The organism is Saccharomonospora halophila 8, assembly GCF_000383775.1.
GTDB classification, from domain to species: Bacteria; Actinomycetota; Actinomycetes; order Mycobacteriales; family Pseudonocardiaceae; genus Saccharomonospora; species Saccharomonospora halophila.
On the sequence record NZ_KB912503.1, the window covers coordinates 101,423 to 106,870 of the forward strand.

Sequence of the window (5,448 nt, forward strand, 5' to 3'; positions counted from 1 at the left end):
CCTCCGGCGGTGTCCGGGTCGCCCGCGGGGCCGGGGCGGTGGTCGGCCACCGCGAGCACGATGCCGCGGACGGCGGCGACGAGGGGCACCGCGAAGAGGATCCCGGCGATGCCCCCCTCGGCACCGCCGATGACCAGGGCGACGAGGACCACCGCGGGGTGCAGGTTCGTGAAGTTGCCCTGCAGAACCGGTTGGAGCACCTGTCCCTCCAGCTGCTGCACCGCGAGCACCACCCCGAGGATGATCAGCGCGGCGACGAGGCCGTTGCTGACGAGCGTGACGGCGACGGCGAGGAAGCCGGACACCACGGCACCGGCGTAGGGGACGAACCCGCCGAGGAAGACCAGGGCGGCCAGCGGCACGGTGAGGGGCACTCCCACGATCCCGAGGCCGATCCCGATCCCGAGGGCGTCGATCAGTGCGACCAGCGCGGTCACCCGCACGTAGAGGACGACGCTGTGATAGGCGCGGCGCCCGGCGTCGTCCACGATCTCCCGGGTGCCCGGGCGCCACGGCCGCAGCGTGAACGCCCACAACTTCGGGCCCGCCTGCATGAGCATGATGAACAACACGAGCGCGACGATGAGTCCCACCAGGAACGAGCCGACCGTGCTGAACGCCGTCAGGGCGCGGGTCATCACCTGCGCCTGGTTGCCACCCAGCCACTGCTGCGCCCGCCCGACCAGTTCACCGCTGATCGGCAGCGGTGTGTCGGCGAGCCACTGCTGCAGCTGGGCGAGGCTCTCGGACACCCGCCGCCGCAGTTCGTTGAAGTTGTCCAGCACGGAGAACACGACGAAGGTGACCAGCCCGCCGACGAGGACCACCCCGACGATCAGCGCGCTCAGCACCGCGAGAGGGCGGGGCCAGCGGTGCCGGGTCAGCAGGCTCACCAGCGGTTCCAGCATCGCGGTCAGCAACAGGGCCACGAACAGTGGAATCACGATGTAGCTCAGGTGCCGCACCGCGTTCGTCAGCGCCCAGAGGGCGCCGACGATGAGCAGCAGGTAGGCCGACACGAGGGCCGCGCGGCGCAGTGACCCGGCAGTGAGTCGCACGGCCGGCTCGGCCACCCGGCACCTCCCGCCTCGGCACGCCCCGTGCCGTCACGCACCGTCCCCGGACACTGACAGATCCCCGGCATGGGTAGCCGCTACGGCCGGATCGAAACCCGTTTGTGCGGGGCGCGGGCGGGTAGTCCACCGATGTGGGCACGGCCGGGTCCGCGACCGGTTTCCGGTGGCCCGGTCGGCCGACGACCGATGCTCCAGCAGACACCGGATGATCATCGAGTTCGGGGGCACGCCATGCTCAGCCACCACGAACGGCAGGAGCTCGAACGGATTCAGCAGTGGTTCGAGCACGACGATCCCGACCTCGCCAGGCAGTTGGGCGAGGGGGGAAGTCCCGGCGGGGTGCTGCGGTCGCGGGTGCTGCGCTACGTGACCGACGCGCTCGCCCTCGGGCTGATCGTGCTGGGGGCGATGACGTTGAACTTCGGCCTGATCTTCTTCGGTGCCGTGTTGCTCGCCGTCGCCGCGTGTCTGCATGTGGCGCACTGGGGTGACGCGCAGCCACCGACCGCCGGAGGAGCCGGACCCGGCTGAGATCCCTACACGAGGCGGCGTCTCGGGGCGGTGCGGCGCGCCACGCTCCGCCGTCGACGGTTCGGTGCGCGTTGGCGCAACGGCGTCTCGTCACCGAACCGTGTGTGGTCACCCACTCAGGGGGCTCAATCAGAGAACACAACATGTGCCGAGGAAGAAGCATCTGACTTCTATATATTGGATCCCCTCCCTCAGGGAGTGGTCTTGTTCCATTGCAGAGGTCGGTGTACTTTGCTCGTTTCGTTTATTTCGTTTAGCCTTAGGTGTGAGACCGACGCCCTGGCCAGGCCCCCTCCCTGATCATCTACGCCAGTAGAGGAGAAGCCATGTCCATCCCACTGGAGGAGCGGACGCTCCTACCACCGGACGAGCGTCACCAGGGGGATTACGAGCGGTTGGCTGACTCGTTGCACAACCTCGTGCGCAACGAGCGACACCCCGGCGCACGTGCGCAAGCACGCCCGACCTCTGTCGAGGGCGCCAAGCTGGTGGGGCCGAGCGGAGGGGAGGTTGCCCTTCCCGACCAGCTGTATCGCTTGCTCCTGCAGGTCGTTGACGACCTGCACAATGGGCTTGCGGTAGTAATTCAGCCCTCGAACGCCGTGCTTACCACACAGGAAGCCGCCGACTTACTGCACATCTCGCGCCCCACACTCGTCAAGTTGCTGGAGCGCGGCGAGATTCCCTATCACATGACTGGCCGCCATCGTCGTGTCTACATGACCGACGTGCTGGAGTATGACGAGCGTACTCGTCGGGAGCGTGAGGAAACGCTGGACGAGATGACCTACGAATCCGCCCACGACGGAACGGCCGACGAACTCACCACCTTCGTTTCAACCCGATAACAAGGGGAGGAGGTGGGCGCGTTGCAGAGCGCGCCCACCTCACTCACTCGCCGAACGGGACCGTCGTAGTGCACACTGTCGGACGTGGCTTTTCCTGCGCTCTTGGACGCATGTGTATTGGTTCCGTACAATCCCGCGAGCGTCCTGTTGTACCTCGCGAAGGAGAAAACCTACCGCCCGCTGTGGTCCACGCACATCCTGGACGAGGTCGAGCGCAACCTCGTCGCGAAGATCGGCCAATCGCCGGAGAAAGCTGCCAGGCGCGTCCGTGCTATGCGCGACGCCTTCCCCGATGCCGAGGTCGCGGGCTACGACACGCTTATCGAGGCGATGGAGTGCGACAAGAAGGACCGCCACGTCTTGGCCGCCGCCGTACGCGCCAACGCCGAAGTGGTTGTTACCGCGAACCTCAAGGACTTCCCCAGCGCTGCCTTGGAGCCGTACGATCTCAAGGCTGTCGGCCCGGACGACTTCCTGCTCGACCAGTTCGACCTCTATCCTGAGAAGACCCTCGGGTGTTTGCGAAGGATTGTCGAAGTGCGCCGCAAGCCCCCGGAAACGCTCGACTATTTCCTCGGCTGCTTGGAGGAACCGCTACCCGGCTTCGTCGCTGGAGTCCGGCGTCTCCTCTGACCGAGTATCGCAATACGGTCGCCGCGTGAAACGCCGCCTGCCCGGGCACCCGATACGCATCCCCGGCGGGCACTGACCCGCCGTCGAGCGTCTGCCCGTCGATCCGCTGGTTAGGATGCGGAGCACCTGGTCCGTCACTCGCGGACTCCGTGCCGTAGTGGGCCCGGCCGGGTTACGCGCCCGGACTTTCACCCGCCGGACATGGGTGCCCCGGTCCAGGTCCGTCCGGTGAGGCGCTCGTAGGCCTCGGTGTAGCGCCGCCCGGTCGCCTCCACCACGTCGGCGGGGATCTCCGGTCCCGGTGGCGTCCTGTCCCACCCGCCGGAGGTCGCCCAGTCCCGGACGTACTGCTTGTCGAAGGCGAACTGCGGCCTGCCGGGTTCCCACTCGTCGGCGGGCCAGAACCGGGACGAGTCGGACGTCAGCAGTTCGTCGCCGAGGGTGAGCCGTCCGTCGGCGTCCCAGCCGAACTCGAGTTTCGTGTCGGCCACGATAATCCCCCGTTCGGCGGCGTGCGCGGCACCCTCCCGGTAGATCCGCAGGGTCAGCTCCCGGAGGCGCTCCGCCGTGTCGCGGCCCTCCTGCGCCACGACGTCGTCGAAGGTGATCGCCTCGTCGTGCCCGGTCTCGGCCTTGGTGGTGGGTGTGAAGATCGGTTCGGGGAGCCTGCTGCCCTCCTCCAGCCCCGGAGGCAGCGGCACACCGGACACCGTCCCCGACCGTCGGTACTCCCGCAGGCCGGAGCCGCTGAGATACCCGCGGGCGATGCACTCCACCTTGATCATGGTGAGTGGGGCGCAGCGCACGGCGCGGCCGACGAACTCCGCGGGCACGTCGGTGGCCGAGATCAGGTGGTTGCCGACGAGGTCGCGGAAGCGTTCGAACCACCACACCGACAGCTGGGTGAGCAGGGCGCCCTTGTCCGGGATCGGGGTCGGCAGGGTCACGTCGTAGACCGAGATGCGGTCGGAGGCGACGAGGAGGAGGTCGCCACGGTCGCTGTAGAGATCGCGGACCTTGCCCGTGTGGAGGTGCTGCACGTGGGTCATCGTAGCCGCGGCCGTCCCGTCCGGTCGGGCCCGGCCGTGGTCGCCGGCGCGATCGGGCACCGCCCGCCCGGAATGTGACCGGTATCACGATTAATCGGATCGTAGGTGACGCGGAGTGACGCCGAGCGGCGCGGTTGCCGTCCTCGATCCTGGCGAATCGCTGGTCAGGCGCCTGTTCCGGGCAGTGGTACCTCGTCACCCTCCGCATGCACGCCGCTACGGTGTCAGGTTTCCGGCCGGTAGGGTCGTCGATGGCGGTCGGGGGAACGATCATCAGCATGCGGCACTGCCCATGACCACGAGGAGGCGTGCTCGACGTGGGACTCCCCATCGGCGCGACGGATCCCGATCCGTCCGTCGTGCCGAACATCGCCCGGATCCGGGACTACTGGGTCGACGGCACGAACCACACCGAGGAGGACCGTCGACTCGCGCAGCGGATCGAGCTGTGCGCGCCGCACATCCCGTACCTGGTGCGCGCCCAGCGGTCGCTGGTGCGGCGGATGGTGCGCCACCTGATGCGGGCCGGTGTCACCCAGTTCCTCGATCTCGGGTCCGGCCTGCCGAACGCGCACTACGTCCACCACGTCGCCCATGCCGAGGACCCCCGCGCCCGTGTGGTGTACGTGGACGCCGACACGTCGATCGAACCGGACTCGCGGGCGTTGCTGGACGGCACGGACAACACGGCGTTCGTGGTGGCCGACGTCCGGCGTCCCGCCGAGCTGCTCGCACACCCCGAGGTCACCGCGCTGATCGATCCGGACCGGCCGGTCGCGATTCTGATGATCGAGCTGCTGCTGCACATTCCGGACGCGGACGACCCGGCCGGTCTCGTGCGCTCCTACGTCGACGCCCTGCCGTCGGGCGGTCACCTCGCCCTGTCGCACTTCGGGGAGGACGACCAGGTGCTCGCCGGGTTCCGCATCTTCGAGAGCCTGCGGTTCGGGCAGTGGCCCGCCGTGAGCCTGCGCTCCCGGGACACGCTGGAGCGGTTCTTCGACGGACTCGACCTCGTCGCGCCGGGTGTGGTGCCCGTGCCGCTGTGGCGGCCGGACTCCGAGGACGAGGTGGACCGCAACCCGGAGAAGGTCCGGATGTACGCGGGCCTGGGCCGTAAGCCCTGACCGGCCGACCGATCAGCCGGAGAGCAGGCCGACGGCCACGATCAGCACGTCGGCGACCATCACCAGGGGCATGGCCGTCGTCCGCAGCCGCCGGGAGCGCACCGTCCCGCCCCGGGCGACCCGGCGCAGCAGCGGCACCACGGTGCCGAGGAACAGCAGGTGACCGGCCGTGCCCACGGCGGCC

6 protein-coding genes are annotated in these 5,448 nt (G+C 68.7%); 4 read left to right on the forward strand and 2 right to left on the reverse strand.

Annotation, left to right across the window (positions count from 1 at the left end; genetic code table 11):
* Positions 1-1,073: AI-2E family transporter (locus tag SACHA_RS20510; RefSeq protein ID WP_019807879.1), on the reverse strand; the 1,073-nt coding region annotated here is incomplete at its 3' end.
* Positions 1,074-1,307: 234 nt separating this feature from the next.
* Here SACHA_RS20510 and SACHA_RS0105735 point away from each other — a divergent pair.
* From SACHA_RS0105735 to SACHA_RS0105745, 3 genes are all read left to right on the forward strand, one after another.
* On the forward strand, positions 1,308-1,607 hold the full coding sequence (locus SACHA_RS0105735; RefSeq protein ID WP_019807880.1) for a DUF3040 domain-containing protein: 300 nt from the start codon (positions 1,308-1,310) through the stop codon (positions 1,605-1,607).
* A 326-nt stretch (positions 1,608-1,933) separates the two neighbouring features.
* Positions 1,934-2,455, forward strand: a complete 522-nt coding sequence (locus SACHA_RS0105740; protein ID WP_019807881.1) for a helix-turn-helix domain-containing protein — start codon at positions 1,934-1,936, stop codon at positions 2,453-2,455.
* Positions 2,456-2,539: 84 nt separating this feature from the next.
* Positions 2,540-3,088, forward strand: a complete 549-nt coding sequence (locus tag SACHA_RS0105745; protein WP_028662922.1) for a PIN domain-containing protein — start codon at positions 2,540-2,542, stop codon at positions 3,086-3,088.
* Positions 3,089-3,276: 188 nt separating this feature from the next.
* Here the strand turns inward: SACHA_RS0105745 and SACHA_RS0105750 are convergent, their stop codons facing one another.
* Positions 3,277-4,137: a phosphoribosylaminoimidazolesuccinocarboxamide synthase gene (locus tag SACHA_RS0105750; protein WP_019807883.1), complete on the reverse strand. Its 861-nt coding sequence runs from the start codon at positions 4,135-4,137 to the stop codon at positions 3,277-3,279.
* 317 nt (positions 4,138-4,454) lie between these two features.
* Between SACHA_RS0105750 and SACHA_RS0105755 the strand changes: the two genes are divergently transcribed.
* Positions 4,455-5,264: an SAM-dependent methyltransferase gene (locus tag SACHA_RS0105755; protein ID WP_157601602.1), complete on the forward strand. Its 810-nt coding sequence runs from the start codon at positions 4,455-4,457 to the stop codon at positions 5,262-5,264.
* The last annotated feature ends 184 nt before the right edge of the window (positions 5,265-5,448 follow it).

Bases quoted from the DNA above. Each gene is read 5' to 3' on its own strand.
- SACHA_RS0105740 (WP_019807881.1), top strand. From the start codon at position 1,934: ATGTCCATCCCACTGGAGGAGCGGACGCTCCTACCACCGGACGAGCGT.
- SACHA_RS0105750 (WP_019807883.1), bottom strand. From the start codon at position 4,137: ATGACCCACGTGCAGCACCTCCACACGGGCAAGGTCCGCGATCTCTAC.
- SACHA_RS0105735 (WP_019807880.1), top strand. From the start codon at position 1,308: ATGCTCAGCCACCACGAACGGCAGGAGCTCGAACGGATTCAGCAGTGG.